Source organism: Cryobacterium tagatosivorans, from assembly GCF_004402215.1.
Classification (GTDB): domain Bacteria; phylum Actinomycetota; class Actinomycetes; order Actinomycetales; family Microbacteriaceae; genus Cryobacterium; species Cryobacterium tagatosivorans.
Window position 1 is genome coordinate 31,613 of sequence record NZ_SOEZ01000015.1, and the last position, 15,163, is coordinate 46,775.

Consider the following 15,163-nt stretch of genomic DNA (forward strand, 5'->3'; position numbering starts at 1 on the left):
AGAAGGGCTGGTACCTCTAGAAGCCGAGGAGTCCCTTTTTCGGAGCCGCTTCGGTGTCGGCCGAGCCGCCGGCCCAGGCGGAACCGCCGACCGATCCGTCAGCGGAACCGCCGGCCGAACCGCCGGCCGAACCGCCGGCGGCGGCGCCGCCAACCGAACCGTCGGCCGCGGCGTCGGCCGAAGCCTGTGCCGCGGCATCCGTTGCGGTGGCGATCAGGCCCGTCAGCGTGTCGCCGAAGGTGCCTTCGAGGGTGCCGCCGAGGGTGCTCTCGAGTGCGTCAACCGGTGCCGCGGCGAGAATGCTCTCCAGCGTGGCAACGGGTGCGCCGGCAAGGATGCCCTCGAGCGCGCCCACGGGTGCGCCGGCGATGAGGCTCTCAAGGGTTCCGACGGGGGCGGCCGCGATCAGGCTCTCGACGGTTCCGGCGGGTGCCGCCGCGAGGATGTCCGTGAGGGTTCCGGTGCGCGCATCGGCGAGGAGGTCCGTGACGGTGCCGACCGGGAGCGCGCCCAGGATGCTCTCGAAGGTGCCGGTCGGTGCGCCCGCGAGGATGCCCGTGACCGTCCCCAGCGGCGCCTCGGCGAGAACTCCCCTGAGGGTGCTGACCGGTGCATCCGTCAGGGCCTCCGTGAGTGACCCGACGGATGCGAGTTCCAGCCTCTCAAGAGAACCGCCGAGGCTGCCCTCGAGCGAGCCGCCGAGCTCGCTGGCCGCGGAGGACGTGCGGGCGTCGCCGAGGAGACCCTCGAGGGTGCCGGTCGGTGCCGTGGCGAGCAGGCGCTCGAGGGTTCCGGTCGGAGCCTTCGCGAGGATGGCCTCCAGGGTTCCGGCCGGCGCCTTCTTGAGCAGCGCGGTGAGGGTCTCGGCCGGCGCGGCGGCGAGAAGACGCTCAAGGGTTCCGGTCGGAGCCTTCGCGAGGATGGCCTCGACGGTTCCGGTCGGAGCCTTCGCGAGCAGGCTCTCGAGGGTTCCGGCGGGTGCCGCCGCGAGAACGCCCTCGAGCGTTCCGGCGGGGGAAGCGGCGAGAACGCCCTCGATGCTGTCGGTGGTGCCGGCGGCGACGTCTCCGTCGAGGAAGCCCGGGACGCTCGACGAGATGAGAGCGGCACTGCTGGCGCTGATGCCAGAGCTCAGGGCCGCTGCGGGCTCCTCGGATGCGTTGGCGGCGCCGACGCCGGCGAAGGAGATGCTGCCGACGAGGACGGCGCAGGTGATGCTTTTTGCGGTGAACGAATTCATGGTGATGGTGCTCCTAATTGATGTCATGGTGTGCTCCCTAGGGGAGTCTTTGATCGCGTCTGCCGCGGGGCGGCAGAGGGATCCCATCAGTCAGGAGGTGAGTCGAGTGCGCCGGGAGACGGCGAGAGAGGGGCGTCGTGCACGCCGGCGATGGCGAGTTCGGCCGGCCCGGGCGCGGCTGGCGAATCGAAGAGCGCCTCAGCGGCCGCGGTCGGGATGCCGTTGGCTCCGCCCGAGCCGGCGCTCTTGGAGGGGGTCGCCGGCGCGACGGCGCGGTTGGCGGGGGACGGCGGGGACGGTACCGGCAGGTCCTGCGGCGCAGCAGCGGCGATTTCGCTGCTCGCGGCGACGGGCGCGTGGCCGGGCAGCGAGCGGGATGCGGCGGGGGCCGGCTCGACAGCCGCCGGCACCGGAGCGGTTTCGGCGGCGGGAGCGACGACGACGGGCACGGCGACGGGCAGGGCGACGGGCAGTACCACGGGCACCAATGCAAGGAGGTCGCCGACGGGCGCCAGCGTGTTCAGCAGCGGCGCGGTGACGGTGCCGACGTCACCGATCGTGGCGGCCAGGTCGGTGACGGGCACGGCCTGGTCGGCCAGGGGAACGGCGACCTCGTCGACCGGGGACACATCCGTCACGACATCGAGCGCGACGAGGGATCCGTTATCGGAGCCTGGCTCGACCGCCGAAGCGGAGCTGGGCGCGGCAATCGCACCCACGACGGCCCAGGCGACGGCCAGGGACGCGCCGAGAAGGATGAGCCGCAGCACGTTCGAGTGCGCCTGGGCGAACGATCCTTCAGCCATGCTCACCCGCCTCACGCTGTATCAAGTCGTCTAATACACAACCACACTTCCGGTGGCCCGACGAACCCGGGCGCCCCCACACGCGCCCCTGACCCATCCGCCGAACTGTGAGTTTGGCACCTTCCCACGCCCAACGAAGGTGCCAAACTCACAGTTCGGCGAGAGGACGGGTGGGGCGGATGCGCGGGGGCGCGCGGCGCGCGCGCCAGGGGGAGGCGGGCCTAGATGCCCTGCCAGGCGGGCTTGTTCGCCCAGGCGTAGCGGTAGTAGTCGAGGTTCGCGAGCATGCTCGCCGCCGCCTCGTCGACGACGACCGTGACGTGCGGGTGCAGCTGGATGGCCGAGCCGGGCTGGCTGGCCGTGACCGGCCCCTCGACGGCGGCGGCGATCGCCGCGGCCTTTCCCTCGCCGACGGCCAGCAGCACGAGGTGGCGGGCGCGCCGGATCGTGCCGAGCCCCTGGGTGATGCAGTGCACCGGCACCTCGTCGGCAGAGGCGAAGAAGCGGGCGTTGTCGGCCCGGGTCTGCGGGGTCAGGGTCTTCACCCGGGTGAGCGATTCGAACGACGAGCCGGGCTCGTTGAAGCCCAGGTGCCCGGTGCGGCCGATACCGAGGATCTGCAGGTCCACTCCCCCGGCCCGCACGATGGCCCGCTCGTAGTCTGCGCCGGCGGCGGGCAGGCCGGCCGGGTCGCCGCTGGGCACGTGGATGTTGCCCGGCGTGAGCCCGAGCGGGGTGACGACTTCGCGGGTGATGACCGAGCGGTAGCTTTCCGGATGTCCCGCCGCCAGGCCGACGTATTCGTCCAGGGAGAAGCCGCGCACCTGTGAAACATCGAGCGGGCGATCGGCGAACGACCGGGCCAGCGAGCGGTAGATCGGCAGCGGCGTCGACCCGGTGGCCAGGCCGAGGACAGCGTCGGGCCGGGCCTCGATCAGCGCGCGGATCGAGGCGGCGATGAGCTCACCGGCGGCATCCGCGTTCTCAACAACAATGACTTCGGCCATCGGACATCCGCCTTCGATCTTGATTACTTATGACCCCAGAATACTAGTTTGGATCACTTTCAATCATCAACGGGTCCGTTCATGGTGCGTTTGCCAGACCAGCGCCACCCATTAAGCCGACGCCGATAGACCTAAGCCTGTTGAACATTTGAAACGAACCGAACCAGCTTGACCACGCAAGGAGCGCGAAATCGCCACCCTCCCGCCCGCTCCCGCCCTGAATCGCGCTCTTCTTGCGTCCCGATCTTCCATTCTCCTGGGGCTCGTTTTCCTCTTCCTGATCGCGGGAACGTTGCCGGCTTCCGCTCACGTGCGTGACACCGCCGGCTACTCGACAATTCACGGCGACGGCCGTGAAATCTCCTACGCGCTCAGCCTCGAATACGAGATCCTCGCCAAAGCTGTCGACCTGGGGCCGGATGCCCGGGGCGCGGTCGACGATGCCTCTCGCCTGGCGGCGCTGGAGGCCGGAAAGGCGAACCTTTCGGCATACCTGTACGAACGGGTCGTCATTTATCTGGATGGCGCAGCGTGCGAGCCTCACCTCGACGGAGTCTCCACGACGACCCGTGACGAGAATCCGTACGTGCAGATGGACCTGACCTACACCTGCCCGGGCGAGTCGGGCCAGTACCAATTGACGTACGACGTCTTTTCCGACGTGGACGCGATCTCCGACGAGCACACAAACATCGTGGAGTACCAGATCGGCGCGGACAGCGGCCGCACCGTGATGGACGGCGGCCACAATGAACTCCTCATGGGCAAGAACTCGGTCATCGTCTCGAGTTCCAGATTCGCGCTGATGGGCATCGAGCACCTCCTGTTCGGCCTGGACCACGTGCTCTTCGTCGTCGCGGTGATGCTCGGCGCGACGAACCTGCGCAACCTCGTGGGCATCGTGTCGATGTTCACCCTGGCCCACAGCGTGAGCCTGATCACCGCGCTCCTCGGCTGGGTGCAGGTGGGGGCATCCATCGTGGAGCCCCTGATCGCACTGTCGATCACATTCGTGGCCATCGAGAATCTGTTGGGCGCCCCGCGCCGAAGACACCTGGTGGTGTTCCTCTTCGGTCTGCTGCACGGGCTGGGATTTGCCGGTTCCCTGAAAATCACCGACGACGTCAGCTGGAACCTGGTGGCCTCGCTGCTCAGTTTCAACATCGGAATCGAAGCGGGCCAGGTACTGCTGCTGCTCGTGATCTTCCCCCTACTCCTGCTCGTGCGTCGGAGCCGTTTCTCGGCGCCGGTCGTGCGGGGGGCGACCATCGTGGTCGCAGTCTTCGGACTCATCTGGTTCCTAGAAAGGTTCTTCCTCGTATGAAACACCTGGCACCCAAACGGCTCCGCCGTTGGCTTTACGCGGTCACCGCGATCCTGGGCGGGCTCGTGGTCGCCGCGCCGCTGAGCTCGGCCGTCTCGCAGACGATCGACCCACCCAGCGCCGTGGTCTCGGGAACCGTCTTCGAAGACGGCAACGGAAACGACGTGTTCGACGCCCGGGAAAAAGTGCTCCCCGGTGTCACCGTGTCGGATGGCGCCACGATCGTCGTGACGGATGCCGACGGTCGCTACAGCCTCGACACCCCCATCGAGCGGCGAACGACCGACCTCGTCTTCATCACCCAGCCCGCCGGGTATTCGGTCGGCACTGACGAGTTCAAGACCCCGCGTTTTTACCGCGATCTGGGTGAACTCGCCACCGGCGAGGCCAAAAGCGTCGACTTCGGCCTGACCAAGGATCCCAAATCCGCGGGCAGCAATTTCACCTTCGGAAACGTCGCAGACCCCCATGTGAACGCCCAGCTCGCCGATCAGGTGAAGGAGATCAACTCCACCAAGGAGGATCTGGCCTTCATCCAGGTCAGCGGGGATTTGACCAACAACGCCACCACCGCCGAGTTCGACTTCTACAAGGCGGCCACGGCCCTCTCCCCCGTTCCGGTCTGGCCGGCGGTCGGCAACCACGAGTATGCGGCCGGCGTCGGCTACGCCGCGCGCATCAACAATTACCGCAGCAATGTCGGGCCCGAGTGGTATTCCTTCGACTACGGGGACCGGCACTTCCTCGTTCTGGAAAACAACGGTGCGGCACCCTTCGAGGAACAGCTGGAGTGGGCCAAGCAGGATCTTGCCCAGAACGTCGGGGACAAGCGCCTGGTTGTGCTGACCCATCAGCCGATGAACGTGCCCTTCGGGTCGAACTCGATGTATGACCAGTACGGCGCGATCCTCGAGCAGTACGGCGCCGAACTCATCCTGGTCGGCCACGAACACTCCAACGACGTCGAGCCGAACAGCGCCTTCGCCGGCTCGGCCAAACACGTTCAGACCAGCTCCAGTTCGTACACGATCGACAATTCCCCGCGCGGTTTTCGATACGTGGAGATGACGGATGAGACCTTCAAGAATCCGTTCCGGATGTACGGGGCCGAGCAAGACCTCACCATCACCAGCCCGGCCGCCGGTTCGTCCGTTCCGCTGGACGGCTTCCCCGGAATCCAGGTGAATGCCTACGACACCTCGGACGCGCCGACCAAGGTGCACTTCAAGGTCGACGAGGGCAATTGGCGTCCGCTCAAATCCAGCGGCGAATTCACCTGGCATTCGGCCCTGCCGGATGACGTTCGCGCCGGCGCACACACCGTCGAGGTGCGCGCGGTCGACGCTGCCGGGGCATCCTGGAGCACGTCGTCGAAATTCACCCTGACGAAGGAAAGCGCGATTCTGCCCAAGGCGGGCGCGAACTGGTCCCAGCACCACGGTGACCAGGGCCACACCGGCGTCGCGACCGACAAGATCGAGGCCGGGCAGCGCCTGGCGTGGTCCTACCGCACCGAGGGGACGTTCCTCACCGGATCTCCCGTCATTGTCGGCGGCATTGTCTACGCCGGCACGCGTGACGAGAACGGCGACGGCAACAGTGCCGTGCACGCCGTCGACCAGGCCACCGGCAAGAAGCTGTGGAGCTACCCGGTTCCGTCCTCGGTGCACGGCAGCATCGCCGTGTCCGACGGCCTCGTGTTCGTCCCGACACTGCGGGGCACCCTGTTCGCCGTTGACGCCGCCACCGGAAAGCTGAAGTGGCAGCACGACCCCGAGCCGGCCCCCGAGGGCTACAACCAGCGCACCTACGGCTACTACGGCGTCACCGTGGCCGAGGGCAAGGTTCTGTACCCGTATCAGTCGCGGCACGGCGAGGCCAACCTTGGCCTGCTCATCGCCCTGGACGTGAAGACCGGCGAGCGGATCTGGGCATCCGCAATGAGCGGCGCCATCATGAGCGACGGCACTCCCGCCGTGGCCGACGGCCGCGTCTACGTGGGCAACCAGACCGCAGACCGCGTGATCGCCTACGACCTGACCACCGGCGCGAAACTCTGGACCGGGGGCGCCCAGCTCGGCGGCTGGCAGGACGGCGTGCCGTCCGCCGCAAACGGGCGCGTCTACATCGGCTCCAACAACGGCATCATCGCCCGCGACGGTGTCACCGGAGCGACGCTGTGGACCTACAAGAGCCCGCATCCGTTGTTGGTGAACGGCGGCGCCACCCCGGCCGCCCCGACCATTGCCGGCGACGTGATCTACATGGGCTTCCCGAGCGGCGCAGTCACCGCCCTGGATGCCGCCACCGGTTCGGTGCTCTGGGATCGCCTTCTGCCCGGCGCACAGTACCGCGCCGGCGTCCACAGCTCGCCTGCCCTCAGCGGTGACACGCTGTTCGTCGGATCGAACAACGGCAGCTTCTACGCCCTCGATTCGAACACGGGCAAGTCATTGTGGGAGCACGAGATCGGCACCTGGGTGTCCGCGGGCCCGGCGGTCAGCGGCAACACCGTCGTCGTCGGCGCCTTCGACGGCAACCTGTACGCCTACACCCCCGATGGTGAGGCGGCCAAGCGGTCGGTACCGGGCAAGTGATCAACCGGCGCGTGAACGAGTAACCCGAGCCCCTGCAACCGCAACGGGGAGGGATGGCCACCATGCGGCCGCCCTCCCCGTTGGTCATGGCGGGGGCGGATGCCCAGCGCGGTGACGATGCGCGTGTCCCTCGGCCAGCGCCAGCCCCAGTTCGGTGACCTGTGCCGCGAGTCCAGTGTTGAGGGGGTCTGCTGAATAGGCTTTCAGCGCCTCAGAGAGGGCGGGGACGTTTGGGTCCACGCTGCCGTCGATGATGGCCGTCCACAGTTCCTCGACCGTGTCGCAGAGCTTCGTCGCACCAGTGGGGCCGGCCATGAGCCAGTTGTCAACTAGGGCGGTGACCCGGGGGACACCGGGAACATGTCGGCACACGGCATTGATGGCCTGGGCCACGATGATCTGCTGGCGCATCGTTCGCACGTTGCCGAGGATTGGGTCCTGGACAGTCCTCCTGCCGCACGCACCGCACATATGATGTTCCCCTTCTTATGGCATCACGTCGCCGGAGTTGGGTCCGAGCGTCTGGCCCACGTACAGGTTCCCGCCGGGTTCGCTGGCAAGCAGCAGTGCGGTGGGGGCCACTTCCGCCGGAACACCGAATCGCCCCAGGGGCAGTTCGGCGCGTTTAGCAGCCTTCCAGCTCTCCGAGATGCCTTCGACCAGCGGGGTCTCGATCGGGCCGGGTGCGATGCTGTTGACCAGCACATTGTCAGGGGCAAGCTCCAGGGCGAGTGCCTTGGTCAGTCCCACCACGCCGGCTTTCGCCGCGCTGTAGTGGCTGAGCCCCTTCCCCCCTTTTATCGCCAGCTGGGAGGCAATGTTGATGATGCGGCCCCACTTCTGGCTGCGCATCTCCCCCACCACCTCCCGGCAGCAGAGGAAGACACCGGTCAGGTCGACCGCTATCGTTTCGCTCCACATTGCGAGGGTCATTTCCTCCAACGGTGACTCCGTAAGCAACCCGGCGCTGTTGACGAGGATCTGGATTGGTCCGAGGCGCTCCCTGGCGAGGTCGAAGGCGCGGCGTACGCTGTCTTCGTCCGAGACGTCTACCCGGATGACGTCGCCTCCGCCGACCCGGTCCAGGACGGCCACCCGGTCACCGTTCGCCCTGAAGGCTTCAACGATTGCCAGGCCGATTCCGCTGCTGCCGCCGGTGACGACCACGGCCCGCCCGTGCCCCGCGTGAGGTTCGCTTTGCATGCTCATCAGGTCCTCCTGTTCTCAGGCACGCATTTTGACGGTCAGTCCGCCGTCGACGGTGAGCGACTGCCCGGTCACGTATCGGGCATCGTTCGAGGTGAGGAATGCGATGACGCTGGCAACCTCCTCCGGTTCCCCGACGCGACCCCAGGGGATGTCGTTCCCTGCTTGCTGGAGGCCGTCGGGGCCGAGCGAGTTGACCGGGTCAAGCGATTGGGGCGTCTTGATGAGTCCGGGAACGATGGCGTTGACGCGGATCTGGCGCGGGCCGAGTTCCACGGCCAAGCTGCGAACGAGTCCGAGTACCCCTGCTTTCGCTGCGGCGTAATGGGCATGTCCCTCCCACCCGTAGACCGCGCCGGCAATCGAAGAGACGGCGACCATCGCCCCGCCGTCCGGCATTCTTCCGGCCCCGGCGCGTAGGGTCCGCAGCACTCCCGTGAGGTCGACGTCGAGCATCTCATTCCATCGATCGTCGGAGAGATCCTCGAGGGCGGAGTTGCGGAGGATGCCGGCGTTCGCGACTACATAATCGAGTCGCCCGAATTCCGCCACCGCCCTTTGGGCGAACGCTTCCACCGATTCCGTCCTGCGAACATCCACCTCGTGGATTACGGCCCGGCCACCTGCTTCGATGACGAGGCGCAGGGTCTCCTCCGGGTCGTGGGGATCTGCAGGGAAAGTACCGATGATCGTGGTTACGCCCTGCCGCGCATAGTGGATCGCTAGGGAGCGGCCGATGCCGCTGGCCGCCCCCGTGATGATCGCTACTTTGGCTTCAGGCATTCGCGACCTGAGGAAGTGCCTCGGGCGGGCTTTCGAGGAGCGCTTCGACCGGTGGCTTGGCCGCGATCATCAGCAAGCCCGAGAAGAGGGTTCCCAACGCGCCCACCCAGAGGGCCGCGGTGCCGGTGTCTGCTCCGGCGGCGACGGCGGTGAACAGTGCCCCGCCGATGATGATGCCGGGCTGGCTCATGGCGCCGATGAACGTTGTTCCGGTTGCGCGGCAACTGACCGGGTAGCACTCCGCCATGAAGTACTGGATGGCAGCGTAGGGGCCGACGAGGAAGAACAGACCGGCGCCGTAGGTGAGGATGATCATTGCCGGGCTGACTGCCAGGGGGCTGAGCATGATGGCGAAGGAAATTCCGGACAAAATCCAGCCTCCGATGATGGTCCTCTTGCGCCCGATCTTGTCGCCGAGCCAGCCGTGGAAGATGTATCCGAAGTAGGCCAGGAGGTTGATGACGATCAACATCCAGAAGGCATCGGACAGCTCCACACCCTTGGCGTTCTTGAGGACGGAACTGCCAAGAATGCTGAAGATCATGATCCCGAAGAAGTTGAATATCCAGGCGAGAGAGAAGACAATCGTGTTCCGGCGCAGGTGAGGTTCCCAGATGCGCTTCAGCGGAGCCACCGACGAGTGCTCAACGCCGTAGGAACGAGCCAGTGCGTGTGCATCGTCTGAGCGCCCGTGCTTCTCCAGCCGGGTGAGTTCGTGGTGGAGTTCAAACTGTGGCGTCTCCTTGAGCTTCTTTGCAATGACCCAAACGATGATCACTGCGGGGACTGTTGCCATCAGGTACAGTGCTCGCCAGCCCAGCGTGGGCAGGAACGCAAGGGCCAGGGCGCTGGCCAGCAGGAAGCCCAGCGGCCAGCCTCCCTGGATGAAGGAGTAGTAGAAGCCGGGGCGCTTGCGCTTCTTCGCGTCCTCTGTGACCTGGTAGATCTCGTTCATGTAGGTCGCGTTGACGGCCTGTTCCGAGAATCCCAGTCCTCCGAAGGAGCGGATCAGTACGACGAGTCCGCTGCTGAGGAACGCGATCCCTGTGGGAATGATTGCGGTCAGTCCCGAGACGATCGCCGTGCCCCCGACCGTGACCATCATGCCCTTCCGGCGGCCCAGACGGTCGATCACCGGTCCGATTCCGAAGGCTACGATTGCCGTGCCAACAGCGATCCACGTGTTGATGGCATAGGATTCCGTCGCTGTCCAGCCGAAGGATTCCTGCATGGCCGGCAGCAGCGTGCCGAAGAGCCCGTAGTCGAAGACGGCGATTGTCCAGGCCAGCAAAGCCAGGATGGTGGCAATGTTGGTGTCCCTCTTCGAGAAGGCGGGGAACCTGCGCTTCTCGTTCAGCTTCGGTGCCGTCAGATCGACGGCCGAGGACTGTGTGCTCATGAGTTGATTCCCTTTCGTGGTGCGCGGCTGATGAAGGAGTCGGCGATCTGGTCGAAGGTGAGCCAGTTCACGCCGTCGTGCGAGTTGATGTGCTCGATGAGTCGCTCGAGCATGAGGAGCACCTGCGGGCGGCCGGAGACATCCGGGTGGATGGTCATGGTGAACACCGCCTGGTCCATTTCGCGGTAGACCCAGTCGAACTGGTCACGCCACATCTGTTCAATGTCGCGGGGATTGACGAAGCCGTGCGAGTTCGGGGCGGCCTTGATGAACATCATGGGCGGAAGGTCATCCAGGTACCAGTTGGCTGGAATCTCCACGAGGTCGGTTTCGCGGCCGCGAACCAGCGGTTCCATCCAGGTTTCCGCCGCCTTGCTGTAATCGATCTTCTTCCAGCTGTCTCCGACACGGACGTAGTACGGCTCGAAATCACGGTGCATGAGTGAGTGGTCGTACTTGATGCCGCGCTCGAGCAAAATCTCGTTCGTGACAGGCGAAAACTCCCACCAGGGGGCGACGTAGCCGGTCGGGCGACGCCCCGATACCTTTTCAATCAGCTCGATGGATCGGTCCAGGATGGCAGTCTCCTGCTCCCGGGACATGGCGATGGGGTTTTCGTGGGAGTAGCCGTGGACCCCGATCTCATGGCCCGCATCGACGATCATCCGCGTGAGGTCAGGGAAGGTCTCGATGGAATGCCCGGGGACAAACCAGGTTGAGGGCAACTCATACTTCTCGAAGAGACGAAGGAGCCTGGGCCCGCCCACCTCGCCGCTGAAGAGTCCGCGTGAGATGTCACAGGGCGAGTCTTCTCCGCCGTAAGAGCCGAGCATTCCGGCGACGGCATCGACGTCGACGCCGAAGGCGACCTGTATGTCCTTTTTCATGAATCAGCCTTTCAGTATTGGTGTATTGACTGGGTACGTGGGGATTTCGAACCGGGCTGGGGATGCGCTCCGTGCCGGGCGAACGTCTGGGCGATCTGTTCGCGATCCATCCCCAGCCGGAGCAGGAGGCCGAGCAGAACCAGGGCTTGGGATGGCTTGAGCAGCCCTGACGGGATGGCGCCGGCGGTGGCTAGATCCTTGCCCCCACCGTGGCCGTACACCGGCAGAACGGGGCCGGCCTGCACGCGGGTGCTCGTCACGATCACAACGCCGGCGGCAGTGGCATCTGCAATGGCCTGGCACATCACCCGGTTGGCGTTACCACTGCCCGTCGCCTGCAACACCACGCCCGACGCGCCAGCGCCGCAGGACGCCAGCAACAGCAGGGAATCCGCGCCAGGATAGGCCGCCACGAGATCAACGCGCGGGTCGTCTCCGTCGCCGGCGGACGGCAAAGGCAACGGGTCCAGCCTGGGCAGCACGTCGTCCATCTGTATGTCGCCCGCCGCCGAAATGAATCCGGCCTGCCCGAAGTCAGGATTCGTGAACGCGTGGAGATCGAAGGTCTGGGCCTTCCGGACACCTCTGGCTGGGAAGATCTCGCCGGCAAAGCAGAGGAGCACCCCGCGTTCGCGCGCTGCGGCCGAGCCGGCGAGGGCGATCGCTCTGGAAAGGTTGTCTGGCCCGTCCGGTTCGGCCGAATCGGCGGGCCTTTGCGCCCCCGTGAATACGACCGGGCGCGGATCATCATGGGTGAGGTCCGCGAGGAATGCGGTTTCCTCCATGGTGTCGGTGCCGTGGGTGACGACGACACCCATGACCAGGGGATCGGAGAGAGCGTCTGTGATCTTCGCGCAAATGTCGGCCATGTCACCGAAGGTCAGAAGGTAGGAACCCTCATGGAAGAGATCGACGACCCGCACCGGATAGGGAGGCTGCGAGCGCAGGCTCCCCAGAATCTGCTCGCCGCGATCAATCGCGACTGTCGCGCCACCGAACGCCGGCTGCACTCGAGAAGATATCGTGCCGCCCGTTGCCAGTAGCACCACGTGGGCGCCTCCTGGGTCTTTCATGTTCACTCCGATGTGAGGCAACGCAATCGATTGGGTAATCGCGCCAGGCCAGTCCGCGGATATCTGGAGAGCTGCGGGTGGACGACACGGGTGTCTGCAAGAGCGGGTTCCGCAGGCCTTGTGGCCGATGTCACCCAATCGATTGGGTTGCGGTAGAGGAAACTATAGAATCTGTTGAAGGGGCACGTCAAGCAGCTGCTGAACATTGGTGTCGATCGCATGCGAGCACGCGCGAGATGAAGGGGTCCAGATGAACGACAACAGACCGCCCGAACGCGCCGTCACGTTGAAGGATCTGGCCAGCGAGCTCGGCCTGCACTCCTCGACGGTGTCCCGCATATTGCACTCGGGCACGGACGTCGCGCGGAGCGCAGCCTCTCCGGGGACGGCCGAGCGCGTGCGAGCACTGGCCCGCGAGATGGGCTATTCGCCGGACCCGCAAGCGACGAGCCTGCGAACCCGACGCACGCACCTTCTGGGAGTGATCGTCCCCAGGCTCTCCGACCTGGTGCTGGCGATAATGTACGAGGGGATCGAAGAAGCGGCCGCCGAGGCCAACTACTCCACTTTTGTCATGAATTCCCGAGATGACCAGGAACTGCAGCGCCGTAAGACGGAGATCATGTTGGCCCGGCGGGTGGATGGCATGATCTTCGGGGACGCCCATCTCGACGGCAGTCTCCTGGCGGAGCTGTCCGACCGGGGGGTTCCGTTTGTTCTCATGAATCGGCGGGTTCCCGGTTATCCATCGGCCACCTGCGACGATGTTCGGGGAGGCGAGCTCGTCGCTGACCACCTGTGGAGTTCGGGGCACCGCACTGTCTCCGTGATCGCAGGGGAACCCTACGCAAGCACCGCCGTCGACCGGGTGGCGGGTTTTGTCCGCCGCTGGCGGGAGCTAGGCGGCGATATCCCGGACAGCGCGGTCGTGTGGTCTGGCTTCGATACAGTCGGAGGCAGGATCGCGGCGGAGAAGATACTTCAGAATGATGCGCGTCGACCCACCGCGTTGTTCGCAGTCAATGACTTCGCTGCCATCGGCGCTATGGGCGCTGTGCGCTCCCAGGGTTTGCAGGTTGGCCAGGACATGGCCGTTGTCGGATACAACGACACCTCTCTCGCGGCTCAACTTCCGATCTCTTTGTCTTCGGTATACTCCCCCATGCTCGAGATCGGACGCTCCGCGGTGCAGTTGCTTCTTCGTGTTCTCAATGGCGAGCAGGCTGAGTCGATCCGGCTGGAGCCGACGCTCTGCGTGCGTGAGAGCAGCGCATAAGGCGAACTCGAGCACACGACCGGCCAGACGGGCGAGCGCCGCCGACTCCGCCGCCGAGGTTACCGGTTCCGGTCGAGTTTGCCCGGCGCACCAGGCAAAGTCGACCGGAACCGGCAAACACACTCGGTCGACCGGCCAAGGTGCGACTGTCCAACCGGGAAACCCCCGCCCCGCGGCGCCGGGCGACGGCCGCGGCCAGGCACGGATGCGCCGGCCTTGTATCGTGAGGCCAGTGAAGTCTTCCCTCGCCCTCGTGTTCGCCGCCCTCTTCTGGGCCGGCAATTACGTCGTCGGCGCCGTCGCCGTGCAGTCCATCTCACCCCTCGACCTCAACTGGTGGCGCTGGACGCTCGCCTCCGTGCCGCTCCTCGTGCTCGCCCAGCTGATCGAGAAGCCCGACTGGCGGGCCGTGCTGCGGCACTGGCCGCGGCTGCTCCTGCTCGCGGCGCTCGGGCTCACCGGGTATACCCTCCTGCTCTATGGGGCGCTTCAGTTCACGACGCCGCAGTCCGCGTCGCTGGTCAATGCGGCCAACCCCGCGGTGATGGTCGTGCTCGCCGCCCTGCTGCTGCACGAGCGGATGGGCTGGCGCGGCATCCTCGGCCTGCTGGTCAGCCTGTTCGGGGTGCTGCTGGTGATCACCGACGGGGCGCTGGCATCCGTTCTCTCGCTGAAATTCAACCTGGGCGACCTGCTCATGCTCGGCGCGATCGTGGTCTGGAGTCTGTACACGATCTTCGGCCGCGGCCTGAAGGTGCCGCCGATCACCGCGACGGCCGTGCAGGCCGTGATGGTGGCGGTGCTGATGGCGCCGGTGGCGGTGGCCGGCGGCGTGTCCTGGCCGGCCGAGGCGCCCATCGCCTGGGCGCTCGTGTACATCGTGGTCTTCCCGTCGATCGGCTCCTACCTGCTGTGGAACATCGGGGCGCACGGCATGCCGGCGGGCCGCGCCGGCCTCTACCTCAACCTGATCACCGTCTTCACCGTGGTCATCGCCGTCGCCCTGGGCGCGGTGCTCACCGTGCCCCAGCTGCTCGGCGGCCTGATCGTGTTCGCGGGCGTCGCGCTGAGTTCGCTGCGCCCGGCCCGCCCGGATGCGCCGGCGCCGCGGGACGCGCCGGCCGCGCCCGCGGAACGCCGGTCGGTGGAGCCCTAACCCACCCGCGTCAGCACCGTGAACGACATCGTCTTGTTCGAGCCGTTGATGCAGGTTTGGTAGAGCAGGTCGTACCCCCGCGGGATGTTGCCGGTGCCCTGCGTGTTCGCGTTGAGCACCGCGGCGACCCCGCCCACCCGGTAGGTTCCGGACAGCACGCCCGACAGCGTGATCAGGCCCGAGCTCGGGAAGCGGGATCCGCCGCAGCTCCAGTGCTCGCCGATCACGCGCACGCCGTAACGCCCGGTGAGGTCGACCGCACCGTTGCAGGCATCGATCTGGGCCTGCCAGCCCGCCGTCCAGACGTACTTGTTGAACCGGGCCGTGCCGGCGGGCGGCCGCCCCGCCGCGGTCGGCGCCTGCCACGCTCGCGCGGGGGCACGCGCGGCCGCCGCACGAGCAGCCTCCG

General features: G+C 66.3%; 13 protein-coding genes and 1 pseudogene. 4 read left to right on the forward strand and 10 right to left on the reverse strand.

Annotated features, from left to right (window positions below):
* Positions 1-16 precede the first annotated feature (16 nt).
* The 3 genes from E3O23_RS03120 to E3O23_RS03130 form a co-directional block, all read right to left on the reverse strand.
* Complete coding sequence (locus E3O23_RS03120; protein WP_134488086.1) at positions 17-1,267, reverse strand: hypothetical protein; 1,251 nt, start codon at positions 1,265-1,267, stop codon at positions 17-19.
* Positions 1,268-1,326: 59 nt separating this feature from the next.
* Positions 1,327-2,046, reverse strand: a complete 720-nt coding sequence (locus E3O23_RS03125) for a hypothetical protein (RefSeq protein WP_134488088.1) — start codon at positions 2,044-2,046, stop codon at positions 1,327-1,329.
* 221 nt (positions 2,047-2,267) lie between these two features.
* Positions 2,268-3,053 carry a glucosamine-6-phosphate deaminase gene (locus E3O23_RS03130; RefSeq protein ID WP_134488090.1) on the reverse strand — a complete coding sequence of 262 codons (786 nt, stop codon included), beginning with the start codon at positions 3,051-3,053 and terminating at the stop codon, positions 2,268-2,270.
* Between the two features lie 310 nt (positions 3,054-3,363).
* Between E3O23_RS03130 and E3O23_RS03135 the strand changes: the two genes are divergently transcribed.
* The gene (locus E3O23_RS03135) at positions 3,364-4,377 is read left to right on the forward strand and encodes a HupE/UreJ family protein (RefSeq protein ID WP_134488092.1); all 1,014 of its coding nucleotides are present in this window, start codon (positions 3,364-3,366) and stop codon (positions 4,375-4,377) included.
* Positions 4,374-6,974, forward strand: coding sequence for an outer membrane protein assembly factor BamB family protein (locus tag E3O23_RS03140; protein ID WP_134488094.1), 2,601 nt, complete (start codon positions 4,374-4,376; stop codon positions 6,972-6,974). The genes E3O23_RS03135 and E3O23_RS03140 overlap by 4 nt, the downstream gene beginning before the upstream one ends.
* Before the next feature lie 84 nt (positions 6,975-7,058).
* Here the strand turns inward: E3O23_RS03140 and E3O23_RS03145 are convergent, their stop codons facing one another.
* The 6 genes from E3O23_RS03145 to E3O23_RS03170 all read right to left on the reverse strand — a co-directional run bounded on the left by E3O23_RS03145 (position 7,059) and on the right by E3O23_RS03170 (position 12,298).
* On the reverse strand, positions 7,059-7,385 hold the full coding sequence (locus tag E3O23_RS03145; RefSeq protein WP_134488096.1) for a hypothetical protein: 327 nt from the start codon (positions 7,383-7,385) through the stop codon (positions 7,059-7,061).
* Between the two features lie 75 nt (positions 7,386-7,460).
* The gene (locus E3O23_RS03150) at positions 7,461-8,183 is read right to left on the reverse strand and encodes an SDR family NAD(P)-dependent oxidoreductase (RefSeq protein WP_198414496.1); all 723 of its coding nucleotides are present in this window, start codon (positions 8,181-8,183) and stop codon (positions 7,461-7,463) included.
* Between the two features lie 15 nt (positions 8,184-8,198).
* A complete protein-coding gene (locus E3O23_RS03155; protein WP_134488098.1) occupies positions 8,199-8,963 on the reverse strand; it encodes an SDR family NAD(P)-dependent oxidoreductase in 765 nt (254 codons plus the stop codon).
* Entirely contained in the window at positions 8,956-10,362 is a 1,407-nt protein-coding gene (locus tag E3O23_RS03160) for an MFS transporter (protein ID WP_134488099.1), read from the reverse strand. Before E3O23_RS03160 ends, E3O23_RS03155 begins: the two co-directional genes overlap by 8 nt.
* On the reverse strand, positions 10,359-11,249 hold the full coding sequence (locus E3O23_RS03165; RefSeq protein ID WP_092322877.1) for a polysaccharide deacetylase family protein: 891 nt from the start codon (positions 11,247-11,249) through the stop codon (positions 10,359-10,361). The genes E3O23_RS03160 and E3O23_RS03165 overlap by 4 nt, the downstream gene beginning before the upstream one ends.
* A gap of 11 nt (positions 11,250-11,260) precedes the next feature.
* The gene (locus E3O23_RS03170; protein ID WP_134488101.1) at positions 11,261-12,298 is read right to left on the reverse strand and encodes an asparaginase; all 1,038 of its coding nucleotides are present in this window, start codon (positions 12,296-12,298) and stop codon (positions 11,261-11,263) included.
* Positions 12,299-12,572: 274 nt separating this feature from the next.
* On the opposite strand from E3O23_RS03170, the gene E3O23_RS03175 reads away from it, so the two are divergent.
* Positions 12,573-13,598: a LacI family DNA-binding transcriptional regulator gene (locus tag E3O23_RS03175; protein ID WP_134488103.1), complete on the forward strand. Its 1,026-nt coding sequence runs from the start codon at positions 12,573-12,575 to the stop codon at positions 13,596-13,598.
* Between the two features lie 232 nt (positions 13,599-13,830).
* On the forward strand, positions 13,831-14,754 hold the full coding sequence (locus tag E3O23_RS03180; RefSeq protein ID WP_134488105.1) for a DMT family transporter: 924 nt from the start codon (positions 13,831-13,833) through the stop codon (positions 14,752-14,754).
* On the opposite strand, the pseudogene E3O23_RS17985 reads toward E3O23_RS03180, so the two are convergent.
* Positions 14,751-15,163, reverse strand: a pseudogene (locus E3O23_RS17985) (hypothetical protein); the annotation flags it as partial. The gene E3O23_RS03180 and the pseudogene E3O23_RS17985 overlap by 4 nt on opposite strands.

Bases quoted from the DNA above. Each gene is read 5' to 3' on its own strand.
- E3O23_RS03140 (WP_134488094.1), top strand. From the start codon at position 4,374: ATGAAACACCTGGCACCCAAACGGCTCCGCCGTTGGCTTTACGCGGTC.
- E3O23_RS03145 (WP_134488096.1), bottom strand. From the start codon at position 7,385: ATGCGCCAGCAGATCATCGTGGCCCAGGCCATCAATGCCGTGTGCCGA.
- E3O23_RS03160 (WP_134488099.1), bottom strand. From the start codon at position 10,362: ATGAGCACACAGTCCTCGGCCGTCGATCTGACGGCACCGAAGCTGAAC.
- E3O23_RS03150 (WP_198414496.1), bottom strand. From the start codon at position 8,183: ATGAGCATGCAAAGCGAACCTCACGCGGGGCACGGGCGGGCCGTGGTC.
- E3O23_RS03125 (WP_134488088.1), bottom strand. From the start codon at position 2,046: ATGGCTGAAGGATCGTTCGCCCAGGCGCACTCGAACGTGCTGCGGCTC.
- E3O23_RS03165 (WP_092322877.1), bottom strand. From the start codon at position 11,249: ATGAAAAAGGACATACAGGTCGCCTTCGGCGTCGACGTCGATGCCGTC.
- E3O23_RS03130 (WP_134488090.1), bottom strand. From the start codon at position 3,053: ATGGCCGAAGTCATTGTTGTTGAGAACGCGGATGCCGCCGGTGAGCTC.
- E3O23_RS03175 (WP_134488103.1), top strand. From the start codon at position 12,573: ATGAACGACAACAGACCGCCCGAACGCGCCGTCACGTTGAAGGATCTG.
- E3O23_RS03120 (WP_134488086.1), bottom strand. From the start codon at position 1,267: ATGACATCAATTAGGAGCACCATCACCATGAATTCGTTCACCGCAAAA.
- E3O23_RS03155 (WP_134488098.1), bottom strand. From the start codon at position 8,963: ATGCCTGAAGCCAAAGTAGCGATCATCACGGGGGCGGCCAGCGGCATC.